At 65.6% G+C, this 20,019-nt stretch carries 19 protein-coding genes, 1 tRNA gene and 1 pseudogene; 11 read left to right on the top strand and 10 right to left on the bottom strand.

The window, feature by feature from the left end; translation table 11 throughout:
* Positions 1-9: 9 nt before the first annotated feature.
* On the top strand, positions 10-1,389 hold the full coding sequence (locus NTH_RS16660) for a TIGR03808 family TAT-translocated repetitive protein (protein WP_422392409.1): 1,380 nt from the start codon (positions 10-12) through the stop codon (positions 1,387-1,389).
* A gap of 27 nt (positions 1,390-1,416) precedes the next feature.
* On the opposite strand, the gene NTH_RS16655 is transcribed toward NTH_RS16660, so the two are convergent.
* Positions 1,417-2,451, bottom strand: coding sequence for an asparaginase (locus NTH_RS16655; RefSeq protein WP_338531063.1), 1,035 nt, complete (start codon positions 2,449-2,451; stop codon positions 1,417-1,419).
* A gap of 65 nt (positions 2,452-2,516) precedes the next feature.
* Here NTH_RS16655 and NTH_RS16650 point away from each other — a divergent pair, with 65 nt between their 5' ends.
* Positions 2,517-3,287: a DUF3750 domain-containing protein gene (locus NTH_RS16650; RefSeq protein WP_338531062.1), complete on the top strand. Its 771-nt coding sequence runs from the start codon at positions 2,517-2,519 to the stop codon at positions 3,285-3,287.
* 99 nt (positions 3,288-3,386) lie between these two features.
* Here NTH_RS16650 and NTH_RS16645 read toward each other — a convergent pair whose 3' ends face one another.
* Entirely contained in the window at positions 3,387-4,553 is a 1,167-nt protein-coding gene (locus tag NTH_RS16645) for an acetyl-CoA acetyltransferase (protein ID WP_338531061.1), read from the bottom strand.
* Between the two features lie 296 nt (positions 4,554-4,849).
* Here NTH_RS16645 and betI point away from each other — a divergent pair, with 296 nt between their 5' ends.
* The 4 genes from betI to NTH_RS16625 all read left to right on the top strand — a co-directional run bounded on the left by betI (position 4,850) and on the right by NTH_RS16625 (position 8,766).
* Complete coding sequence (betI, locus tag NTH_RS16640) at positions 4,850-5,437, top strand: transcriptional regulator BetI (protein ID WP_338531060.1); 588 nt, start codon at positions 4,850-4,852, stop codon at positions 5,435-5,437.
* A gap of 2 nt (positions 5,438-5,439) precedes the next feature.
* A complete protein-coding gene (gene betA / locus NTH_RS16635; protein ID WP_338531946.1) occupies positions 5,440-7,143 on the top strand; it encodes a choline dehydrogenase in 1,704 nt (567 codons plus the stop codon).
* Positions 7,144-7,163: 20 nt separating this feature from the next.
* Entirely contained in the window at positions 7,164-8,630 is a 1,467-nt protein-coding gene (gene betB, locus NTH_RS16630; RefSeq protein ID WP_338531059.1) for a betaine-aldehyde dehydrogenase, read from the top strand.
* Positions 8,631-8,689: 59 nt separating this feature from the next.
* Positions 8,690-8,766, top strand: a tRNA-Pro gene (locus NTH_RS16625).
* Between the two features lie 38 nt (positions 8,767-8,804).
* Here the strand turns inward: NTH_RS16625 and NTH_RS23155 are convergent.
* Positions 8,805-8,965: pseudogene (locus tag NTH_RS23155) on the bottom strand (transposase); the annotation flags it as partial.
* Between the two features lie 230 nt (positions 8,966-9,195).
* On the opposite strand from NTH_RS23155, the gene NTH_RS16620 reads away from it, so the two are divergent.
* Both NTH_RS16620 and NTH_RS16615 read left to right on the top strand, forming a co-directional pair.
* Complete coding sequence (locus tag NTH_RS16620; protein WP_338531058.1) at positions 9,196-9,993, top strand: alpha/beta fold hydrolase; 798 nt, start codon at positions 9,196-9,198, stop codon at positions 9,991-9,993.
* A gap of 572 nt (positions 9,994-10,565) precedes the next feature.
* Positions 10,566-11,651: an AI-2E family transporter gene (locus NTH_RS16615; protein ID WP_338531057.1), complete on the top strand. Its 1,086-nt coding sequence runs from the start codon at positions 10,566-10,568 to the stop codon at positions 11,649-11,651.
* Between the two features lie 259 nt (positions 11,652-11,910).
* Here NTH_RS16615 and NTH_RS16610 read toward each other — a convergent pair whose 3' ends face one another.
* The 5 genes from NTH_RS16610 to NTH_RS16590 all read right to left on the bottom strand — a co-directional run bounded on the left by NTH_RS16610 (position 11,911) and on the right by NTH_RS16590 (position 15,291).
* Positions 11,911-12,729 carry a DUF3618 domain-containing protein gene (locus NTH_RS16610; protein WP_338531056.1) on the bottom strand — a complete coding sequence of 273 codons (819 nt, stop codon included), beginning with the start codon at positions 12,727-12,729 and terminating at the stop codon, positions 11,911-11,913.
* Complete coding sequence (locus tag NTH_RS16605) at positions 12,719-13,120, bottom strand: phage holin family protein (RefSeq protein ID WP_338531055.1); 402 nt, start codon at positions 13,118-13,120, stop codon at positions 12,719-12,721. Before NTH_RS16605 ends, NTH_RS16610 begins: the two co-directional genes overlap by 11 nt.
* Positions 13,117-13,590, bottom strand: coding sequence for a hypothetical protein (locus tag NTH_RS16600; RefSeq protein WP_338531054.1), 474 nt, complete (start codon positions 13,588-13,590; stop codon positions 13,117-13,119). The genes NTH_RS16605 and NTH_RS16600 overlap by 4 nt, the downstream gene beginning before the upstream one ends.
* Before the next feature lie 211 nt (positions 13,591-13,801).
* The gene (locus NTH_RS16595; RefSeq protein ID WP_338531053.1) at positions 13,802-14,809 is read right to left on the bottom strand and encodes an aminoglycoside phosphotransferase family protein; all 1,008 of its coding nucleotides are present in this window, start codon (positions 14,807-14,809) and stop codon (positions 13,802-13,804) included.
* Between the two features lie 152 nt (positions 14,810-14,961).
* Positions 14,962-15,291 carry a hypothetical protein gene (locus NTH_RS16590; protein WP_338531052.1) on the bottom strand — a complete coding sequence of 110 codons (330 nt, stop codon included), beginning with the start codon at positions 15,289-15,291 and terminating at the stop codon, positions 14,962-14,964.
* 186 nt (positions 15,292-15,477) lie between these two features.
* On the opposite strand from NTH_RS16590, the gene NTH_RS16585 reads away from it, so the two are divergent.
* Genes NTH_RS16585 through NTH_RS16575 form a run of 3 tightly spaced genes read left to right on the top strand, consistent with a single transcriptional unit; the run spans position 15,478 to position 18,421 of the window.
* Positions 15,478-15,960 (top strand): molybdopterin-dependent oxidoreductase, encoded by a 483-nt coding sequence (locus NTH_RS16585; protein ID WP_338531051.1) that lies wholly within the window; start codon positions 15,478-15,480, stop codon positions 15,958-15,960.
* Between the two features lie 7 nt (positions 15,961-15,967).
* The gene (locus NTH_RS16580; protein ID WP_338531050.1) at positions 15,968-17,962 is read left to right on the top strand and encodes a putative bifunctional diguanylate cyclase/phosphodiesterase; all 1,995 of its coding nucleotides are present in this window, start codon (positions 15,968-15,970) and stop codon (positions 17,960-17,962) included.
* Between the two features lie 45 nt (positions 17,963-18,007).
* A complete protein-coding gene (locus NTH_RS16575; RefSeq protein ID WP_338531049.1) occupies positions 18,008-18,421 on the top strand; it encodes a VOC family protein in 414 nt (137 codons plus the stop codon).
* Positions 18,422-18,454: 33 nt separating this feature from the next.
* On the opposite strand, the gene NTH_RS16570 is transcribed toward NTH_RS16575, so the two are convergent.
* Positions 18,455-19,093, bottom strand: a complete 639-nt coding sequence (locus NTH_RS16570; RefSeq protein ID WP_338531048.1) for a 2-dehydro-3-deoxy-6-phosphogalactonate aldolase — start codon at positions 19,091-19,093, stop codon at positions 18,455-18,457.
* Positions 19,090-20,019: a 2-dehydro-3-deoxygalactonokinase gene (locus NTH_RS16565; protein WP_338531047.1), complete on the bottom strand. Its 930-nt coding sequence runs from the start codon at positions 20,017-20,019 to the stop codon at positions 19,090-19,092. The genes NTH_RS16570 and NTH_RS16565 overlap by 4 nt, the downstream gene beginning before the upstream one ends.

Raw genomic sequence — 20,019 nt, 5'->3', positions numbered from 1 at the left:
ATCACCCTTATGCGCAGCCAAGAGGATGTGCCGGAATTGAACAGACGCAGGTTCCTTACAGCCGGTGCGGCATTCGGTGTCTCGGGCTGGGCCACAGCCCAAAGCCCGGCCGCGGCGGCCATGTCCGGTGCCGTAAGCGCCGCGACCTTCGGCGTCGGGCCGGACGCAGCCGGTGATCAGTCCCGCGCCTTTTCCGCCATGCTGGAGCAGGCTTCCTCCAGTGACCAGCCCATCTTCCTGCCGCCCGGCACCTACCTGGTTTCCGGCATCCTTCTGCCGCGCAGCACGAGGCTCATGGGGATCGAGGGCGCCACGCGGCTCGTGCCCGCAGGCGACGGCCCCATCTTCCGGGGCGATGACATCGGCGTCCTTCATCTGGCGGGACTGACCTTCGACGGCGCGCATCGCTGGTTTTCGGGCGGAGCCAACGCGCTTCTCGACCTGCGCGGCGTAGCAGCGCTCGACATCGCCTCCTGCGCCGTCGTCAACAGCGGCAGGAGCGGTATCGCGCTCGAACGCGCCTCCGGCCGCATCCGGCGGACACGAATAGAGCACGCCGCCGATATCGGCATCTTCAGCGTCGACGCCGGCGCCCTCGACATCGCCGGAAACGACGTGCGCCACTGCGCCAATGGCGGCATTCTCGTTCATCGCAGCGCTTATGGCGCCGACGGCACGCGCGTCACCGGCAACCGCATCGCCCACATTCGGGCCGACCAGGGCGGCACCGGCCAGTTCGGCAACGGCATAAATGTCTACCGCGCAAACGACGTCTCGATTTCGGGAAACCACGTATCCGCCTGCGCATTCTCGGCGATCCGCTCCAATGGCGGCAGCAATCTCCAGGTGATCGGCAATCGCTGCCTGCATTCCGGCGAGACCGCGATCTACAGCGAATTCTCCTTCGAAGGCGCGGTGATCGCCAACAACATCGTCGACGGCGCGGCGAACGGCATCTCCATCGTCAACTTTAACGAAGGCGGACGGCTCGCCACCTGCACCGGAAACCTCGTCCGCAACCTGTCGAAGTCGGGGCCGTACGAGGCCAGCGCGCCGGGTTTCGGCACTGGCATCGCGGTGGAAGCCGACTGCGCGGCCACCGGTAATGTCGTCGAGAACGCGCCGACCTACGGTATGCACCTGGGCTGGGGACCCTTCCTGCGCAACGTTGCGGCCACCGGCAACGTCATCCGCAGATCGGGAACCGGCATTGCCGTATCCGTCGTCGAAGGCTCCGGTTCGGCCGTCATCTCCGATAACGTCATCTCGGAAAGCGAGCACGGAGCCATCGTCGGCTACCGCTGGGCCGATGCCGCCACGGGCGAGTTGGCGACCGGCAATGACAGCGGCTTCGCGCATCTGACGGTGGCTGGCAACCAGATATCCTAAGCCCCGGAGTCCTACGCCCCGGATACCCTACGTCATGGTCTCCGTCAGCGCTACCGCCGGGCGCATCCCGCCCACTTCGATACCGCGCCAGTTCCTCAATGTCGGGCGCGCCAGCCCGTCCAGTTCGGCGGCCAGCGGGTCGTCCTTGCCCAACAGCCCGGCCAGCACGGCCGCGACCATGACCTCCGCACCGCGCCCGGCGCCGTCATCGCATTTGACCGCAATGCCCAGGCCGCGTTCGGGAATGGCAGCGCAGTAGACGCCTTCTGCCCCGGTCTTGGTGAAGATCCGGCCCTTTCCCATCTGCATCATCACGGTGTCGGCGCGCTTCGTGCCGGCGACGAAGAACGGCTCCGCCATGCAGGCCGCGATGATCCGCCCGGCCGCGCGGGCGCGTTCGCGGCCCAGCCCGTTGCCGGTGGCCAACCGGGCAAAGCCCCTGGCCAGGCTTTGCAGCGGCACCGCATAGGTGGGGATGGAACAGCCGTCCGTGCCGCATAGATCGGTCGAATGGGCGGCGCCGGTCACCGCCTCCATCGCCTCCCGCACCGCCTCCTGGACCGGATGGCCAAGGGCGACATAGCCCTTGTGGTCAATGCCCATGTGCCGGCAGGTGCAGAGAAACCCGGCGTGTTTTCCCGAGCAATTATTATGTGCCGCGCCGGGCGCCCCGCCGCCCTGCGCCAGCTTGACCGTTGCCTCCTGCCGCGTCGGCCAGTGCGCGCCGCACTCATAGGCTTCCTCTCCGAGGCCGGCGCGTTCGAGCATGGAAAGGGCCAGCGCGACATGTTCGGGCTCGCCCGAATGGGAGGCGCAGGCCAGCGCGATCTCGCGTTCGCCGAAGCCGAACGCATCGGCAGCACCGCTTTCGACGAACGGCAGCGCCTGGATCGCCTTCACCGCCGAGCGCGGAAAGACCGGCCGCTGCGTGTCGCCTATCTCCAGCACCGCCTTGCCTTCCGCGTCGAAGACGGCGACGGCGCCGCAGTGGCGGCTCTCGACAATTTTACCGCGCGTCACTTCCACCAGAACGGGATTTGCCGCCCGAACAGAATTTGCCATTGTCTCACCACTATGCTGCGCTGGGTTCAGCTTCGTCTTGTCGGATGTGGAAAAGAACGGGCGCCGTGCGGAAAATCAAGCTCACGATCGCGATTATTTTCAGCCTCTTCATCCTGCCCGTCCTGCTGTTCGGCGCATGGTGGACCATGAAGGAGCGCCCCGCCTCCTGGCGCGCGGCCGATTGGAGCGCGTCGGGCCTGCTTACGCCGGCCGAATTGGCGGACGGTCCGGTCATCTATGTGCTTGCCGCCCGCACCGGCGGCCTGAAGGGCGCGCTTTCGGTCCACACGTGGATCGTGCTCAAGGACGAAGGCGGCGCCTATGAGCGCTACGACAAGGTCGGCTGGGGCAGTCCGATCCGCCGCAACGCCTACCCGCCCGATGGCCGCTGGTATTCCAACCCGCCCTATGTGGTGAAAGCCATTTCGGGCGACCAGGCGAAAAGGCTCATTCCGCTCGTCCGGGAAGCCATCGCCGCCTATCCCTACGCGGCGCGGGGCGACTACTCGATCTGGCCGGGACCGAACTCCAACTCTTTCGTCGCCCATGTGCTGCGCAGCGTGCCCGATCTGGGGGTTACCATGCCGTCAAATGCCATCGGCCGCGATTATCAGCCCGGCTGGGCATTCTTCGCCTATGACCGCGCGCGCGGCGGCATCCGTTTTTCGCTGGGCGGCCTGGCGGGGTTCGCGGCCAGTCGATGGGGCGTGGAGGTCAACCTGCTCGGCCTTGTGGCGGGCGCCGACTTTCACGACCCGGCCCTCCTTCTCCCCGGCTTCGGCCGCGTCGCATTCTGGCCTCAGCCAGCCGTGGCGGCCACGCCGGACAAAGGCTAGCGCAAGGCAGAGGGGGGTGGTGGCGCAGGGTCGCGGCGGCAGGTCACAACCGTAGAGCCGGGCGGGGCGACAGGCCCAGCCGCCCGTCCGGAAACCAGCCTACTTGATCCGCTCCAAAATCGACACGTAATTCGCCACCGCCGCGCCGCCCATATTGAAGATGCCGGCCAGCGCGGCGTCGGGCACCTGTATCCCGCCCGCCTCGCCGGCAAGCTGCATGGCGCTCAGCGCATGCATGGAAACGCCGGTCGCGCCGATGGGGTGCCCCTTCGCCTTGAGGCCGCCGGAAGGGTTCACCGGCAGGCGCCCGCCCATCTCCGTCTGGCCCTCGAGCGCCACCTTCGCGCCTTCGCCGGGCCTGGCCAGCCCCATGGCCTCGTATTCGATGAGTTCGGCAATGGTGAAGCAATCATGGGTTTCGACAAAGGACAGCTCGTCGATTGTGATGCCGGCGCGCTTCAGCGCCCGGCTCCAGGCCTGACCGCAGCCCTCGAACGCCAGTATGTCGCGCTTCGACATGGGCAGGAAGTCCTGCACATGCTCGTTGGCGCGGAAGGCGATCGCCCGGCGCATGGACAGAGACGTCTGCGTATCGGCCAGAACGATGGCCGCCGCGCCGTCGGACACGAGCGAGCAGTCCGTGCGTTTCAAGGGGCCGGCGACAAAGGGATTGCGCTCGCTCTCGTGTCGGCAGAACTCGTAGCCCAGATCCTTCTGCATCTGGGCCAGCGGATTGTTGGCGCCGTTCTTGTGGTTCTTGGCGGCGATCCGCGCCAGGGCGTCGGACTGGTCGCCATGGCGCTGGAAATAGGCGGCGGCGATCTGGCCGAAGACACCGGCGAACCCGCCGGGAATGTCCCCTTCCTCAGGCAGGTAGGACGCCTTGAGCAGGTTGCGGCCGATCTCGGGGCCGGGCGTGGTCGTCATCTGTTCGGCGCCGACCACGAGCACGATGCGCGCCGCGTTGGCGTCTATCGCCCGCAGCCCCTGGCGGACAGCGGCCGAACCGGTGGCACAGGCGTTTTCGACGCGCGTCGCCGGCTTGAAGCGCAGCCGGTCATCGGCCTGCAGCACGAGGCTGGCGGTGAAATCCTGGGCGGAAAAGCCGGCGTTGAAATGGCCGAGCACGATCTCGTCGACGTCTTCGGGGCCGATGCCGGCATGCTCCATCGCCTCCGCGGCGACCTTTACGATCAGGCCTTCCAGCGTCTCATCGGACAGCTTTCCGAACTTCGAGTGCGCCCAGCCCACTATGCTTGCCGTCATGACTTCCTCCTCCTGCCGCAGCATCGGTGCGATAACCCAATTCAGCACGATGCAGATCCAATATCCACAACGTCCCTGTCCAGCGCCCGAAACGCAAGGCACCGCGGGCCGCCGGACAGCATGAAACGCCGCCTGTTCTCGTGATCCGGCGGGGTGGTTGCCCGACCAGGAGCACCATCCGTCAGGATCACGCCTCCCGGCAGGCATTGTTCAACCATGAACTTTATACCGCAATGCAACATCGCCGCCAAATGTTTTTCATTGATTGATCAGTCAATCAAGGATACGATCGTCCGATGCCCAAGATCGGAATGGAACCCATACGCCGCCGCGCGCTCATCGACGCCGCCATACTCGCCATCGGCGAGCGCGGTTCGCTCGACGTCACCATGTCGGACATCGCCGGACGCGCCGGCGTCTCGACTGCGCTTGCGCATCATTATTTCGGCGGCAAGGAAGACCTGCTCCACGCCGCCATGCGTCACATCCTGGCGGAGCTTGGCGGCGACCTGCGCCGGGCCGTGGCCGGCAAACAAGGCATAGAGCGGGTGGAGGCGGTGATCGCCGTCAACTTCTCGCACAAGCAGTTTCAGCCGGAGATCGTTTCGGCCTGGCTTGCCTTCTATGTGGAGGCGCAGCACAGCACATCCCTGCGGCGGCTGCTTCGCATCTATGCGCGCCGGCTTCACTCGAACCTCCTTTACGCTTTGCGGCCGATCATGAGGGATGCCGCGGCCCGGCGCGCCGCCGAGGGCATCGCCGCGCTGATCGACGGGCTCTACATCCGCCGCGCGCTCAAGGACGGCCCTCCCGATGCGGTCTCGGCGAGCGCCCTGGTGCAGGATTATCTGGAACTGCAGGTAAGAGCGGACAGGTCCTCATGAACATGTCTCTCGAAGCCGATTACGTGATCGTCGGGGCCGGCTCGGCCGGCTGCGCGCTCGCCTACAGGCTGTCGGAGGACGGCCGTCATTCGGTGATCGTCGTCGAAGCCGGCGGCAGCGATTTCGGTCCCTTCATCCAGATGCCGGCCGCCCTCTCCTTTCCCATGAACATGGCCCGCTACGACTGGGGCTACCGCACCGAGCCCGAGCCGCATCTCGGCTGGCGCCGTCTCGCCACGCCGCGCGGCAAGGTCGTCGGCGGCTCTTCCTCGATCAACGGCATGGTCTATGTGCGCGGCCACGCACGCGACTTCGACCATTGGGCGGCAAGCGGCGCGCATGGCTGGTCCTTCGCCGACGTGCTGCCCTATTTCAAGCGCATGGAAAATGCGCGCCACGGAGAGGAAGGCTGGCGGGGAACCGACGGACCGCTTTACGTGCAGCAAGGCAGGCGCGTCAATCCGCTCTACAAGGCCTTCATCGAAGCCGGGCGCGAAGCCGGTTTCGGGACCACGGAAGACTATAATGGCTCCCGTCAGGAAGGCTTCGGCGCCATGGAGCAGACGATCCACAAGGGCCGCCGCTGGTCCGCCGCCAACGCCTATCTGAAGCCGGCGCTGAAGCGGCGGAACGTGAATCTTGTCAGGGGCTTCGTCCGCAGGATTGTCATAAAGAATCAACGCGCGACAGGCGTCGAGATCGAAGCTGGCAAAAAGATTCAACTTGTTAAGGCAAAGCGCGAGGTCATCGTCGCCGCCTCCGCGATCAACTCGCCCGCCCTTCTGCTGCATTCGGGCATCGGGCCGGCCGACGAATTGCGGCGTCTCGGCATTGACGTGGTGGCCGACAGGCCGGGTGTCGGCCAGAACCTCCAGGACCATCTGGAGCTCTACGTCCAGCAGGAATGCCGCCAGCCGATCACCCTTTATTCGAGCCTGAACCTGTTCTCGAAGGCGCTCATCGGGGCGCAATGGCTCCTGTTCAAGAACGGCCACGGCGCGTCCAACCATTTCGAGGCGGCGGCTTTCGTGCGCTCGCGCGCCGGCGTCGAATATCCCGACATCCAGTACCACTTCCTGCCGGTCGCCATCCGGTACGATGGCAAGGCGGCGGCCAAGGCCCACGGCTTCCAGGCCCATGTCGGGCCGATGCGCTCGAAATCGCGCGGCCATGTCAGCCTCGCCTCGCCCGACCCGAAGGATGCCCCGAAGATCCTTTTCAACTACATGGCGCATGAGGACGACTGGGCCGACTTCCGCCACTGCATCCGCCTCACCCGGGAAATCTTTTCGCAGGAAGCCTTCAAGCCCTATGCCGGCAGGGAGCTTTCGCCGGGCGACGGCGTCGTTTCCGACGAAGCCCTCGACGACCATATCCGCGAACATGTCGAGAGCGCCTACCATCCCTGCGGCACCTGCCGTATGGGCGCCGCCGACGACCCGATGAGCGTGGTCGATACCGCCTTGAGGGTGATCGGCGTCGAGGGCCTGCGGGTGGCCGATTCCTCGATCTTCCCGCGCATCACCAACGGCAATCTCAACGCGCCGTCGATGATGGTGGGCGAGAAGGCGGCGGACCTCATCCTGGACAAGACGCCCCTTCCCCCTTCAAATCAGGAGCCGTGGATCAATCCCCATTGGCGGGTTTCGGACCGCGACGGCGCCGAGCGTCCTATCGAACGCTCGAAGGACGCTGTAACCTACTGACGTCAACATCAGGAGCGGCCATGCGCGCCCAACCGACAGCCTCGCACTACATCAACGGCGCCTATGTGGAGGACACGCAGGGGCCGGCGCTCGACGTCCTTTATCCGGCGACCGCCGAGACGATTGCCCGCCTTCACCTGGCCACTCCCAATATCGTCGAACTGGCCGTCGAGGCGGCGCGGTCCGCGCAAGCCGCCTGGGCGAAGGTGAAGCCGATCGAGCGCGGCCGGGTGCTGCGGCGGGCGGCGCAGATCCTGCGCGAGCGCAATGAGGAGCTTTCGCGCCTGGAAACGCTGGACACCGGCAAGGCGCTCCAGGAAACGCTTGTGGCCGACGCCGCTTCGGCCGCCGAGGCGCTGGAATTCTACGGCTGCGTCATCGCCGCCGAGCGCGGCGACCATGTCGATCTCGGCGGCGGCGCCTTCGGCTATACCAAGCGCGAGCCGCTCGGCGTTTGCGTGGGCATCGGCGCGTGGAACTATCCCATCCAGATATCCGCCTGGAAAGCCGCCCCGGCGCTCGCCATGGGCAACGCCATGATCTTCAAGCCGTCCGAGAACACACCGCTCTCGGCCTTGAAGCTGGCCGAAATCCTCACCGAGGCCGGTTTGCCGGACGGCCTCTTCAACGTGGTTCAGGGCGCGCGCGAGGCGGGCGAAGCACTGATCTCGCATCCGGCCACCGCCAAGGTCTCGCTCACCGGGTCGGTTGCCACCGGAAAGAAGGTCATGGCGCTGGCCGGCAGCCACATGAAGCAGGGCACGATGGAGCTTGGCGGCAAGTCGCCCATCGTCGTCTTCGAGGATGCCGACGTGGAAAACGCCGTCGGCGGCGCCATTCTCGGCAATTTCTATTCCACCGGCCAGATCTGCTCCAACGGAACCCGCGTCTTCCTGCAGGAAGGCATTCGCGACCGCTTCATGGAGAAGCTGACGGAACGCACGCGCAAGATCAGGCTCGGCGACCCGCTCGATCCCGACACCCATCTCGGTCCCCTCGTCTCGCAGGACCAGCGCCGGCGGGTGCTCGACTATATCGAGATCGGCAAACAGGAAGGGGCGACGCTCCATCTGGGCGGCGGAGCGCCAAGCCTGCAGGGCTTCGAGAACGGCTTTTACGTGGAGCCGACGATCTTCACCAATGTCGAGGACCACATGCGGATCGCCCGCGAGGAAATCTTCGGCCCCGTGATGTCCGTCCTCACCTTCCGCGACGAGGACGAAGCCGTCGCCCGCGCCAACGGCACCGAGTTCGGCCTGGCCGCCGGCGTCTTCACCGCCGATCTGGCGCGCGGCCACCGCGTGGCCGATGCCCTGCAGGCCGGCATCTGCTGGATCAACACCTACAATCTGACCCCGCTGGAACTGCCGTTCGGCGGCGTGAAGAACTCCGGCATAGGCCGCGAAAACGCCCTGGCGGCGCTCGCCCATTATTCGCAGATCAAGTCCGTCTATGTCGAGACGGGAAATGTCGAAAGCCCTTACTGACCGCCAGGTTTCGGCTTGCGGAGAAAGGGCATCGCCGCTATAAGCCCGCCGTCGGGTCACGGAGTGTAGCGCAGCCTGGTAGCGCACCTCGTTCGGGACGAGGGGGTCGCAGGTTCAAATCCTGCCACTCCGACCATGACTTCAAATGTACGACCCGGACACATGGGTTACATTTCATTCCGGAGACATGGTGGACAACCTCGTGCCGAACGGGTTGTCGATGGTCTGCAAGGTTCTCTGCTCCAGGTCGATAATCCCAGATCATGGTGCATGAAGCTGATCAGCCAAGTGCCATCGCCCACCTGCTTGATTCCGAGCCTTTGACCTGCGAGCATGAATGAGACATGGCCTTCATGCGGATGCGGATGCGTTCGCATGCGGAGGACAGGAATTTTTGCTTGGGGGGTTTTCCAGCTCCGGCAGCCCCTCATGGATGGATCGGCCCGCTGCCGTCAAAGTCATAACCTCGTCGACGCCATTCTTCGAGAAGAACGCCTAAAGGAGGCGTGATCGGCCGCACTTCGGCGGACACCGCTTCCACTGGGATGCACGTTGGAGGTTGGCCTTGAAAATCGAAGTAGCTGAAACCAAGCTCCATTTTTGGTGCCACGGCGATCCATCGTCGAAACCTGTCGTCCTCAGCCACGGTGCGACGCTCGATCATCGCAGTTGGGACCCACAGGTTGCCGTGCTCGCGGAAAAGTACCGTGTGATAACCTGGGACCTGCGCGGACACGGGCTCTCGCAACCGTTGACTGGACGCTTCTCCTTCGAACGTGGCGCGGCTGATCTCATTGCGCTTTTGGATTACCTCGGCATCGAAAGGGCGGCCCTTGTCGGGCTTTCCATGGGTGCCTTTATCAGCCAGCAAGTAGCGTATGCCCATCGCGACAGGGTCGCGGCTCTGGTCTGCTTCGATGCAGCCTCGCTTACCCATACGAAGCTTGGGCCGGCGATGCGTTTGCTGCTTGCCGCTTCAGGCAAGGCAATGGCGGCGTTTCCGCACCGGCTTCTGGTGGAAGCCATTGCACGTCGCGCTGCCCTTGACCCCGAGGTTCGGGACTATATCCGAGAGGTCAGCGGCAACCTGACCAAGAGTGCAATCCTCGACATCTGGCACGCGGTCCAGACAGGCCTCCGATGGGAGCCGGACTACAAAATCCCTCATCCGCTCATGATCGCCGTAGGAGACAACGACAAGGTCGGAGCGACGCTTTCCTTGAGTCGGAAGTGGGCCCGGCAATGTCCGGACGCGCGGTTCGAGATCATTCCTCGTGCCGGCCACTGCTCGAATCAGGACAACCCACGCTTCGCCAGCCGTATTCTACTCGATTTTCTCGAGAGGCACTGGCCGTCAGGCTAAGCCTTGACATGCCACACCGAGCGTCAGTCCTGCGGCTCCTGTTCGCGGGCCTGCAGGAATGAGGTTACGGGCGCGCTCCAGGCTCTCAGGCGGACTTCAATGTTGTTCTTGGAGTGTCCCCGTGCGGGGTCGGATCATGCCAAACCGGCGCAAACGCCGCGGAAGGGCTGGCCGTCTCCGAACTTGCCTATGACGCCGGCTTTGCCAGCGCCTCGCATTTCAGCCGTGCCTTTCGCGGCCTATTGGCCGCGCGCCCAGCGACATCAGGGACATGAGACGGGGCAAGACCATCGCCGTCGGCAAGGAGCAGGCGCCGCAGGACACCATCGGAAACTGGCTGAACGCCCTGGCGTCATGAGCGTCGGCGGACCGCCGTCGGAGCCGCCGCGGCGGCAAGCGGCAGGGTTCCGGTTCCGGTGGTCCACCATTCCACGATGGAACAATGCCGCAAACCCACCGTTCCGCTGAAGGTGATCTACGGAAACGGAGCGCAAGCGGACCAGTTCGACCGGCTCGAAAACTGACCGCCGGCCGCGAGGCTGGGCTCGGCCGTTCAGCAGATGGAAGCAAAGATGTCGCACAAGAGCGGAGGCGCATCCGGGCCGGGCGGGAGCGGCGGCCAATCCGGGAAATTGCCTGATTTCGCACGCCGGGTGCTGATTGCCAGCATCATCGTATCCGCCTTTTTTCTGGCCTGGCATCTGCGGCACACGATCATCCTGGCTTTCGCCGCAGTCGTGGTGGCGACCATTCTGCTGGCCGCGAGCGATCTGGTGCGCCGCTGTACCCCGTTGGGTCACCACTGGTCGCTGGCCGTATCGGCTCTTCTCATCATCATGGCGATCGGCGCGATACTCTGGTTCGCATGGCCGAACATCCAGAGCCAGACCGCAGGTCTCGTTCAGCAACTGCCCGAGGCGGCCCGCAGCATCGAAAGCCGCACCGGCATTTCCCTGCCGAACTCGCTGGAGCAGGCGGGCGAGGCCGCCGGCGGTGTCTTCAACAGGATCCTCAGCGACCTTGCAAGCATGGTTCAGACTGCGGCCACGGCAATCACCGGGTTCATTCTCGTCGTCGTCGCCGGCGCGTTCCTTGCCGTCAATCCGGGACTCTACCGGAACGGTTTCCTTCTCCTGTTCCCGCCGGCGCAGCACGGCCACGCCGGGGAAGCCCTGGACAGGACCGGAAGGGCGCTCAAATTCTGGCTCGTGGGCCAGTTGCTTTCGATGACGATGGTGGGCGCGCTGGTTGGTCTGGGCGCCTGGGCCATCGGCCTGCCCTCACCTCTCGCACTGGCCCTTTTCGCCTTCCTGACGGAATTCGTTCCGCTGATCGGTCCGTTCGTCGGAGCCGTGCCGGGGCTGCTGCTCGCCCTCGGCGAAGGCTGGAGCACGCTCCTGTGGACGGCGCTTCTCTATCTGGCCATCCAACAGGTCGAGTCGAACCTGATCACGCCCATCGTGCAGCGCGAGGCGGTGAGAGTGCCGCCGGCCTTGTTCATGCTGTCGGTCGTGGCCATGGGCGCGCTTTTCGGCGTCCTCGGGGTCGTGCTGGCCGGCCCGCTCACCGTGGTGGCGTTCGTTCTCACCCGAACCCTCTACGTCGAGGACACGCTCGGAGAGGAACTGCCGTCGAAGGAGAATGAATCGGACCTGTGAGCGAGCGCGCAAGCCCGCGCTCTGCCTTCCGCGGGCTGCTGCCACGCCATCCTCCAGCCTGGCCTCCAGATCACGATGACGCTTCCTTGAACCGTCACCGTGACCTATCCCCTTGCAGGGGCATGACCTTTCCGAACACCGGCGTTCCCGTTTCGGGATCACGCGTAGAGCAATCCCAGGAAAAGTGGAAGCCCGTTTTCCGTCCGGAACTCCGTAGAATCAAACGGTCGGATCAGTTCGGCGCTTCCGTGAAACGGATCTAGCCTGGTTGGGCTGGCCCGCTCTTACGGCCGCCAGGCCCGTCGCCACTAGCGCGCGCCTGGGCTTTTCTGGCCTTTGCGGCCGGCTGGGAGGACGCCGATTTCACGGCCTCCTTCGCCTTTTCCGTCTCTTCCCTGAAGATGCGCTCGGCTTCCTCGAAAACTTCGTCCGAGCTCTCGCCAAGCGCGCTGTCCTCTGCCCTTGTATGCGGGAGGAACGCGCCAAGCGCTGCGCCGGCGGCAAAGGCCATGGCGCCCGCGACAATCGGCTGTTCGCTGTAGTAGTCGGCGAGCTTCTTGTTGCCGCCTCCGGCAGCGCGCTCGATCTGGGACTGCGCCCGGTAGGCGGCTTCGCGGGCTTCCACCACGCGCTTCCTTGCGGCCTCCGACAAGTTCTCCGTGCCTTCCTGAAGCCGGTTGCGCAGGTCCTCCGCCGAGGCCCTCGCCTTATGGCCCTGCCGGCTCGCCTCGGCTCTCATGCGATCCCAGCGCTGCGACCCGTCGGGCCGCCTGGCGACCGCCGCCGTGCCGCCGAACGAGGCTGCGCCGTCGCCGCCTCCGTTCCTTCGCGCGTCGCTCGCCATCATCCAGGCCAGTCCAATTCCGGTGAGAGCCAGCGCTACGGGGTTGCTCTTTGCCGACTCCAGGGCCGACTGCCCGAATTCGCCGCCGTGCCGCCTCAGCTGGTCCGCGACCTGCCGGGTGATCCCCTCGATCGAGAACCGCTCCTGCAGCGCTTCCAGCGACGAGGCGAGTTGCGCCCGCTCTTGCTGGATGTCGCGCTCGATTTCTTCGGGTGTTCGGGCATCAGTGCTCATGGCGGGTCTCCCTGACGACGGCTGCATCTCGGCGCAGGTTCCTTGCGGTGCGGGTCGGAGCCAGGCTCGCCGGCCGAAGGTCGTTCATGCCCTTGTAGCAAAGGGCGAAGGCAACTACGGCAAGGACGCCGCCCACAATCAGCGCCGCCCAGCCGCCGGCAATGCCTGCTTCGGTCAGCCCGGCAACCACGGCGGCCGCCAGCACGTTGAGCGCCGTCAGCGCGATGACCACGCCCCCGACGAGCAGGCCGATGGCCGTTGCCGCGCTCTGGACGCTCTCACTGACCTCTGCACGGGCCAGGTCCACCTCGCCGCGCACGAGATTGCTCAAATGCGTGAGGACGTCGGAAAACAGCGTGCCCGAGCTGGTTTTGGTCGATTGATCGGTCATGGCTTGGCCTCTGGTCTGATAGGTTCACTGGTCGCCTGCGGGACACCACCGCCGGCCGTCATCCCGCTGCGGGATTCCTTCGCCGCCGGTTCTGCCGAAGCCTTGGCAAACCGGCTCGCGGCGAAACCGAGCACCGCCGCCCCGCCGAGAAAGGCGGCCGGATTCCTGCGGGCGAAGGAATTCAGATCGGACACCATCTCGCTCAGGCTCTTCTTCTGTATCGCCTCCGACGCGCCCGACAATCCTTCTGCGACCTGGTCGAAGGCCTTCGATTCGGTGGAGCCGTCGCTGAACTCGCGCGAGGCTGCTTTCAGGGCCGAAGCGATGCTCGACACCTCGTTCGCCAGGGAGGACTTGGCTCCCTCGGCTCTCGTCGTCGCTTCCGCCTTGGCCGATTCCGTGGTCTCGGCAGCCGTTTCCCTGACGGTTTCCGCGGCCCTGGCCGCCGTATCGCTCTTGGAATTCGTCATTGTTTCCTCCCATTCAACCGAGCAGACTGAGAACGAAGAGCACCACAACCACGACGCCGATGATGTAGAAGATGCTGTACATCGCTGCCTCCTTGGATTCACCTCCAACAGTGCTGGAATTGAAATGTTCCGCCCTCGGCCGCAGCGGGCGTGCGGGGCGGGCATGGCAGCCATGGTCGGCTGGGAAACGCGCGGGCGAACCGGCGGGCGGTCACATGGTCCAGGCGTTGGCGCGGCGGATGACGCGCAGCCAGTGCCGCGCCGCCTGAAAGGAGGTCGTGCGGTCCGCCTTCCTTTGTTGCGGGTCCGCGACGATGACGAGGTGATGCAGAAGGGCGCCGGCCAAGGCATTCGAAGCGCCGGCGATCCAGTAGGCCGCGCGGATATCGGCCGTCAGCCTGCGCGGCATGCCGAAGGCGGACAGGTAGCGGCTGAAATAGGTATCGTGCAGGCGCTGGGCCTCGGCCTCCCAGAAATGCAGCGACTGCAGCCAGTTGCTCAGATCCTCCAGAGGCGAGCCGAGGCGGGCGCGGCCCCAGTCGATGAGGACCGGCTCGTGCCTGCCCCTCCTGCGGCGCACCAGGGCGTTGCCCGGATGAACATCGCCATGGATCGGACGGCAGCCGAAGGGCTTTTCGGCCAGAAGCTGCCGGCGCAGGCGCGGCATGGCCTCGGCGATCCGCCCGACCTTGCGCAGGTCACGCGTCAGTTCGGCGAGTTCGGGGTTCTTCCGGTGCTCGTCGAGCATCCATTCCGCGCCATGGGCCATGGAGGCGATCTCCTTCTCGAAGTTCCACTCCGGAAGGGCGATGTCGCTTTCCCCGACGGCGGCGTGGAAGCGGCCCAACTGCGCGAGCATGCCGTCGGCGGCGGCCGGGTCGCGCCACGGCCACGCATTGATGCGGCGGACCGCCTCCAGGAACATGAGCGCCGAATCGGGGCCCAGCATCCTCACATGGAGCAGTTCCGGCGCCATTTCAGCGGCATGCTCGGCCACCAGGTTCCGATAGACGGCCGCTTCGCGCGCCGGCCTGCCTTCAAGGTGCTTGACCACCACGCGCAGCATGGCGGGGCGGTTGCGGCCATCCAGATAGCGCGCCGTCACGACGGCCGTTTCGGTGGCTTCGGCCCCGCCGAAGCGCTTGCGTTCAAGTTGCAGGTCCGCGGGCGGGGTCCCCGTGCGGGCGGCGATGATCTCACCGACCGCTTGACTGGTCATGGCGTGGATCGTCATGGGCCCAAGGTGGTCGAAATCGCAGCGCCGTTCAACCGTACCCGCTGGATTTCCCGAGGCGCGGCGCGAAGGCGGTAGCCGCCGCGCCCGGCGGTAGCCCGTTCTGGGGGGCGCGGCGGCAAATCACAATTGCAATGCTAGGAACTGCCAGGCTTGCGTTCCTCAATTGACGGCGGTGCGTCCTCGGTCCAGCCTCTAAGCTGCGTCGTGCCGTGCCGGGCGATCTGGATAGCCCGTTCGAGTTCCTCGAAAGCGAGCCGATGCGTGCGGTCGTCGCCGGGCGCATGGTCGGGACTCTCTGTGATCCGGCCTTCCAGGCGCCGCCGCAACTGGCCGATCGCCTCTTCGCCGCCGGTCTCCAGGATCACCCGGACAGCCTCGCAAACCAGCATGTCGCCGAATGTCCGGGCGGATTCCTTTCTCAGCCGGCGCAGTTCTTCCGGGGATGTCGCCTGCCATTCGTCCATGGTTGTCTCTCGATCATAGGTGGCCCGTCTCTTGGGCCCCAATCCGCGACACCGCCGAGAGTTCCCGTCCGCGCCGTGCTGACGGGCCTGCTTGCGCCGCGGTCACCGGCGCGGCAGTTCGGCAAGCGGCTTTACCTGCTGTAGAGGATTGGCGGGTACAATCCGTGCCATTGGGGGAGATTTCCGATGATCAAGATGCTTTGCGCCGCCTTTGTTTCGATCCTGGTTTTGGCGGCACCGCCGGAAGCTGCGGCACAGGACGCGGTCGTGCTGACGATAGACGGCGCGATCGAGGGCGGCAGTATCGACTATACGATCGAACAGCTCGAGCAGATGCCGTCCGCGACCATCGCCACCTCCACCCCGTGGGAGGATGGCGTCGTATCGTTCGAGGGCGTGCCGATGGCGGCGCTCATGGAAGCTGTCGGCGCCAAGGGAACCGCGGTGCGGGTCGTCGCGCTGAACAACTACAGGACCGACATCCCGCTTGCCGATTTCACCGACTATGGCGTGATACTCGCCTTCAAGAGAAACGGCGACTACATGCCCATCGCCGACAAGGGCCCTCTCTTCGTGATCTATCCCTTCGACGATCGCCCGTCGCTGAAGACCGAGCTCCACTACGCCCGTTCCGCCTGGCAGGTGCGCCGGATCACGGTCACGCCCTGAGCATGTGATGGGCTGGATAACGAGATTCCGCTACCTTGCCGGCGGCACGCTGATCTTCCTCACCATTGTCGCCGCAAGCCATTTCTGGTCGCTGGCGGTGTCGAAGAACGCGGCCGAGCGCTCGCTGCGGCTCGATCTTTCCTGGATCGGGATGCACGGACGTCTGGAGGCGACGACGCTCGAAAAGCATGTGGCCCGCTATGCGGTCAATGGCGCGGCGGAAGACCGCGAGGCTGCCCGCCTCTACTACCAGATTCTGCAGGGGCGGCTCGACATGTGGAATCGCGGCGTCTTCAAGCATTTCCTGGACAGCCGCCCGGACAGGAAGGCCCAGTTGGTCCAACTGAAGCAGCGCTTCGATGAACTGTCGGGCTATTTCGACGACCTGGAGAATCCTGCAGCCCAGCAGCATATTCTGGCGGAGCTCCAGGCGGCCCGCAAGGCCATCGACGGCATCGGCGGCGATGCCCATACCGCCGGCGTCATCGAGTCTTCGCGCGCCTATCAGGATCTCAGCCGCAACCAGCGCAACCAGAACCTCATCTTCGTCCTCGTCCTTGCCGTCGGCAGCGGGCTGCTGGCGGCGATATTCTTCCAGAACCGCTCGCTGCAACGCGCCCACCAGACCGCGCGCGCGATCGCCGAGCGCAACGGCTTTCTGGCGCGTCACGACGCTCTGACGAAACTGCCGAACCGGCGCGCCTTCGTCGGCGCGCTGAAGGAGATGCGCGGCGCGGCGCGGCGCCCGGAAGACCGCATAGGCGTCCTGGCCATCGACCTGGACGGGTTCAAGATGGTGAACGATACGCTCGGCCACACGGCCGGCGACCAGTTGCTGAAGGTCATCGCGGAGCGCCTTGTCCGGGCAGCGCGGATGTTCGACGAAAACAACATAGTCTCGCGTTTCGGCGGAGACGAGTTCGTCGCCCTGGTCAACCTGCCCGACGGCTCGTCGCCCATGGTGATCGCCGAAGGCATCCGCCAGGCGGTCGGCGAGCCCGTGCAACTTGGAAAGGTTCCGGCATCGGTCGCGGCATCGGTCGGCATCGCGGTCAGCGACGCTGCCGACGATCCGGACCGCAATCTCATACTGGACGCCGACCTGGCTCTCAGCGTCGCCAAGTCGCGCGGCAAAGGGCGGGTGGTGCATTTCGATCGCGCGCTGCGCGAGGAAATCGAGCGGCAGCGCCACATCGAGCGCGATCTGGCGACGGCAATCAAGGACGGCCAGATATTCGCCAACTATCAGATCCAGGTGGATCTTGCGTCCGGCCGCCTCAGCGGAGCGGAAGCGCTGGCACGTTGGCGCCATCCCGTCCTTGGCGATATCTCACCCGTGGAGTTCATCCCGATCGCCGAGTCCGCCGGCGACATCGTCGAACTCGGCTATTCCATTCTGCGGCAGGCGTGCCGCGACGCTCTCCTTTTCCCGAATGAAATCCCCGTTTCGGTAAACCTGTCCATTGCGCAGACGATGGACGACAAGCTCGTCAGCACGGTGACAAGGATCCTTGGCGAGACAGGCCTGCCAGCCAGTCGTCTGAAGCTGGAAGTCACCGAATCGGTCCTGATGCACGATGCCGAGCGCGTGGTCGTGGCTTTGCAGGAGTTGCAATCCATCGGCGTGTCGATCGCCCTTGACGATTTCGGCACGGGATATTCGTCGCTCGCCTATCTGCGCAATTTCCGGTGGAACGAATTGAAGATCGACCGCAGTTTCGTGCGCTCGGTTCTGGACGAGCCGCTCGACCTCATCATCATCCGCGCCGTGCGCATGCTAGCCGAGGAAATCGGCGCGAAGGTTATCGTCGAGGGCGTGGAAACCGTCGAGCAGGAGCGCATCCTGAAGGCCGTGCACTGCGACATCGGCCAAGGCTTCCTGTACGGCCGGCCCGTCTCGGCGGAAGACCTGCCGGCGACGATATTGCGTGCCCATGCATCGGCATCCTTGGAGCATGTTCCGCCGGCCGATTTCGATGTAAAGGTCGCCAACCGGCGCTGAACTCCAGCGCCGCGCCCGTATCAATTCCTTTCAGGAGTGCGCCGCATGCGATCCATCTTCCACCTGGCCTACAACGTGACCGACCTCGACGAAGCGCGCCGCTTCTATGGCGGGCTGCTCGGATGCAAGGAGGGCCGCAGCGCGCCGAGCTGGGTGGACTTCGACTTTTTCGGCCATCAGATATCGCTGCATCTGGGCGAGCCTTTCGCCACGGCGGCGACCGGCAAGGTCGGCGAGCACATGGTGCCCATGCCGCATCTGGGCGTCATCCTGCAGCGCGACGACTGGCAGGCGCTCGCCTCGCGCCTCGAGAACGCCGGCGTCGACTTCATCATCGCCCCGACCACCCGCTTCAAGGGCGAGCCGGGCGAACAGAACACGATGTTCTTCCGCGATCCCTTCGGCAATCCCATCGAGATAAAGGGCTTTGCCGATCTCGGCACTGTCTACGCAAGCTGAGACACGCCACGTGAACGTGGCGGCAGGGCTGCCCTAGCCGCCGAACACCGCGTCGTAAGCCGCCACCGCCGCCCGCGCCTTCCGCGCCGTCTCCATGGCGCCGTCGCCGGGCTTGTAGAGGCTCGAACCCAGGCCGAAAGTGCGTATGCCGACAGCCTTGTAGGCGGCGAAATCCCCGTCGGAGACGCCGCCGACCGCGCCGATCGGCACATCGGCGGGCAGGATCGCGCTGACGGCCTTGATGCCGGACGGGCCCAGCACGCTTGCCGGAAAGAACTTCAGACCGGATGCGCCGGCCTTGACGCCAGCCAGCGCTTCGGTGGGCGAGAAGACGCCGGGCATCGTCACCATGCCATGGGACGCCGCCGCACGGATGACCTCGGGCTCGACATTGGGGCTGACCATCAGCCGCCCGCCGGAATCATGAAGACGCTTGACGTCCTCCACAGTCAGAACGGTGCCCGCGCCGATCAACACACCCTCGGGCGCAGCGCGCGCGGCCTGCTCGATCGTGCGGAAAGGGTCCGGCGAATTCAGCGGCACCTCGATCGCCTCGAAGCCCGCATCCAGGAGAGCATCGATGACGCCGGGCGCTTCATCGGGCGTCAGCCCGCGCAGGATCGCCACGAGATCGCGGCGCAGCTTCGGCCACGCGATACGGGTTCCGGTCATGGGGCCATCCTTTCGGGCCAGAGAATACACGCCGCATCGAACAATCCACGGCGCACCAGTTCGGCGCCGTCGAGCGTCCGGCTGGCGATGCCGGCGGCGGCGAAGGCGGTTTCGTAAAGCCAGGCCTGGCCGCCGGCTGAAACCAGTTGAACCTCTTCCGGCCTCTCCTGACTAACAGCCGCCGCGATCTCGCTTCCAAGCAGCAGGCCCGAAAGCCGCGCCCGCAGTTCCTCGGCGCCGGTCCCCGACAAGAGAGCGGCCGCCCGCAGCGAGAAAAGCGCCGCCGTGACGGCGCCTTCTGACAGCATCTCATCAACGGCATTGCCGAAGGCCGGATGGCCCGGATCGGCATCGCCCTCGCCCAGCGTGTCCCGCAGGATCGAGTGCTGGCGCATCAGCGCGTAAAGCTCGCCGGTCATGAAGGTGGTGAAGCCGGTCAGCCGCCCCTCTTCCAGCCTCGCCCATTTCGAATGAGTTCCGGGAAGGCAGAAAAGGCCAGCCACCGTGCCGGCAGCCACTGCGCCTGCCAGCTGCGTTTCCTCGCCGCGCATCACGTCCTCCCGCCCCGCCATGCGCTGGCAGACGCCGGGCAGAATCCGCACATCGCGCCGCGCCGAAGGAACGCGCAAGGCGTTCCGCCCGAGGTCGCGCAGGTCCGCGGGCGCATCGAGATAGGGCGCTTCCGCCCAGCCGCCGCGCGCGCCGGCCATGCCGCTCACGATCACCGGCAGGTCGTCCGGCGCGCCGGCAGCCGTCAGATGCGCTTCCATCACCGCCTCGAAGCGGTCGGGCATGCAGGCGCGCATGCCCTCGCCGCTGGCGCGCCGGGCGATGACGGTGCCCTTGCGGCCCAGCAGCCACAGCCGCATGTTAGTCGTGCCCCAGTCGATGGCGGCACAGAACGGCCGAGGCTCCGCCCCGCTCAC

It is taken from the genome of Nitratireductor thuwali, assembly GCF_036621415.1.
Classification (GTDB): Bacteria; Pseudomonadota; Alphaproteobacteria; order Rhizobiales; family Rhizobiaceae; genus Chelativorans; species Chelativorans thuwali.
This window is presented reverse-complemented; position numbering and strand designations above follow the sequence as displayed.

Coding starts and splice junctions, on each gene's coding strand:
- NTH_RS16660 (WP_422392409.1), top strand. CDS start 10: ATGCGCAGCCAAGAGGATGTGCCGGAATTGAACAGACGCAGGTTCCTT.
- NTH_RS16655 (WP_338531063.1), bottom strand. CDS start 2,451: ATGGCAAATTCTGTTCGGGCGGCAAATCCCGTTCTGGTGGAAGTGACG.
- NTH_RS16645 (WP_338531061.1), bottom strand. CDS start 4,553: ATGACGGCAAGCATAGTGGGCTGGGCGCACTCGAAGTTCGGAAAGCTG.
- betI (WP_338531060.1), top strand. CDS start 4,850: ATGCCCAAGATCGGAATGGAACCCATACGCCGCCGCGCGCTCATCGAC.
- betA (WP_338531946.1), top strand. CDS start 5,440: ATGTCTCTCGAAGCCGATTACGTGATCGTCGGGGCCGGCTCGGCCGGC.
- betB (WP_338531059.1), top strand. CDS start 7,164: ATGCGCGCCCAACCGACAGCCTCGCACTACATCAACGGCGCCTATGTG.
- NTH_RS16615 (WP_338531057.1), top strand. CDS start 10,566: ATGTCGCACAAGAGCGGAGGCGCATCCGGGCCGGGCGGGAGCGGCGGC.
- NTH_RS16610 (WP_338531056.1), bottom strand. CDS start 12,729: ATGAGCACTGATGCCCGAACACCCGAAGAAATCGAGCGCGACATCCAG.
- NTH_RS16605 (WP_338531055.1), bottom strand. CDS start 13,120: ATGACCGATCAATCGACCAAAACCAGCTCGGGCACGCTGTTTTCCGAC.
- NTH_RS16600 (WP_338531054.1), bottom strand. CDS start 13,590: ATGACGAATTCCAAGAGCGATACGGCGGCCAGGGCCGCGGAAACCGTC.
- NTH_RS16595 (WP_338531053.1), bottom strand. CDS start 14,809: ATGACCAGTCAAGCGGTCGGTGAGATCATCGCCGCCCGCACGGGGACC.
- NTH_RS16590 (WP_338531052.1), bottom strand. CDS start 15,291: ATGGACGAATGGCAGGCGACATCCCCGGAAGAACTGCGCCGGCTGAGA.
- NTH_RS16585 (WP_338531051.1), top strand. CDS start 15,478: ATGATCAAGATGCTTTGCGCCGCCTTTGTTTCGATCCTGGTTTTGGCG.
- NTH_RS16580 (WP_338531050.1), top strand. CDS start 15,968: ATGGGCTGGATAACGAGATTCCGCTACCTTGCCGGCGGCACGCTGATC.
- NTH_RS16575 (WP_338531049.1), top strand. CDS start 18,008: ATGCGATCCATCTTCCACCTGGCCTACAACGTGACCGACCTCGACGAA.
- NTH_RS16570 (WP_338531048.1), bottom strand. CDS start 19,093: ATGACCGGAACCCGTATCGCGTGGCCGAAGCTGCGCCGCGATCTCGTG.